The organism is Campylobacter sp. P091 (assembly GCF_002138935.1).
Classification (GTDB): domain Bacteria; phylum Campylobacterota; class Campylobacteria; order Campylobacterales; family Campylobacteraceae; genus Campylobacter; species Campylobacter devanensis.
The window spans coordinates 1-1306 of sequence record NZ_MJKZ01000015.1; the positions used below are offsets into that span (position 1 = coordinate 1).

A 1306-nucleotide genomic window follows, 5' to 3' on the forward strand; every position below is an offset into this window, starting at 1 on the left:
AGGTTGCTGCGAGCTTTGTTTTTATTCTTTATACATTATATTTATTAATCTGATGTTTTAGTATTTATTTGTTTTTACCTTAATAGATGAAATGATATAAATCGCTTTTTATTTTATATTTTTTAACTAATTTATTAATTCTTGGATATTTTATTATTATAAGTTGTTAAGCTTAGATGTTGTAGTGTTTTTATGGCTTATATTATTAATCCTTTAGATATTCTTGTTTTGGATGGAACTTTATTAGATACTAATTATATTAATCTTATATTATATAAAGATGTTTTAAGCAATAAGTTTGGAATGTCTCACTTAATAGAGTTACTATAAAAACTTTAAACAACTGTTTGGAAAATCCATTATCTGCAGTATAATTACTTAAAATAAAAGAGTATAAAGAACAAATTTATTCTAAATATTTAAATTTAACAAAAGTAAATTATTTACTATTATTAGAATTGCATAATTATCTAAAAACAAATAGAATTATTTTATTGACTAATACTAATAAAAATAGAGCTGATGAGCTTATAAAATTTTTTATGATTTACAAAATTATTTTTCTTATATCTATTATAACTCTAGCAGAAATAAGTATTATAATTTGATTAATAATTTAAATTTAGTTCCTAATAATCTTATTGCTTATGATGATGAAACAATTTAAATTTAAAATGCAAGAATGCGTGAAGTAAAACTATATTATCAAATTTTTATATAGGATAAAATATGCAAAAATATAATATATTTGATTTTACAATTAGTAGAAATGATTTTTATCTAAACTATAAAAGCCTTTTATAGCTTAGATTATATTGGTAATTTACGTGTTGATTGTGAAAATTTAAAAAAGAATCCTGCTAGATTTATTTATACTATTAAAGATGATTTTTGCAAATCAAAAGATCAAGGTAAACTTGATAATACTTCAAATATATGTTTTAAATATATCTATACTTTTTTATCAAATATTGATTTGCTTAAATGGTCTTTTAAGTATTCATATTATGAGAGTTAAAGATGTTAGGATGATGAGTGTTTGTATATATTGCTTCTAAATTTGTAAATAAATAGAGTCGTGATTGCAAGCGGATTAGACTTGATGTGATGGTATTGCTCATAGGGCTGCTTTTAATTTAATATGTTAACAATTACGATTTTACCAAGTAGGATAAAAAAGATTATCCCTAAACAAAATACTGATTTGGCAAACCAAATATCTATTAATGGTGGATTGATTATTAGTAAATATTATAAAGATGCTTTAAATTTTAAAGAACAAATGAGTGGATGTGTGTAAAGAGAT

The 1306-nt window shown here is 21.3% G+C and carries 1 protein-coding gene; it reads left to right on the forward strand.

Annotated features, from left to right (window positions below):
- The first annotated feature begins 1141 nt into the window (after positions 1–1141).
- Complete coding sequence (locus CIGNP91_RS08670; RefSeq protein ID WP_180383237.1) at positions 1142–1300, forward strand: hypothetical protein; 159 nt, start codon at positions 1142–1144, stop codon at positions 1298–1300.
- Positions 1301–1306 lie beyond the last annotated feature (6 nt).

What these genes read in the sequence shown, in the direction of transcription:
- CIGNP91_RS08670 (WP_180383237.1), top strand. Translation starts at nt 1,142, where the DNA reads ATGTTAACAATTACGATTTTACCAAGTAGGATAAAAAAGATTATCCCT.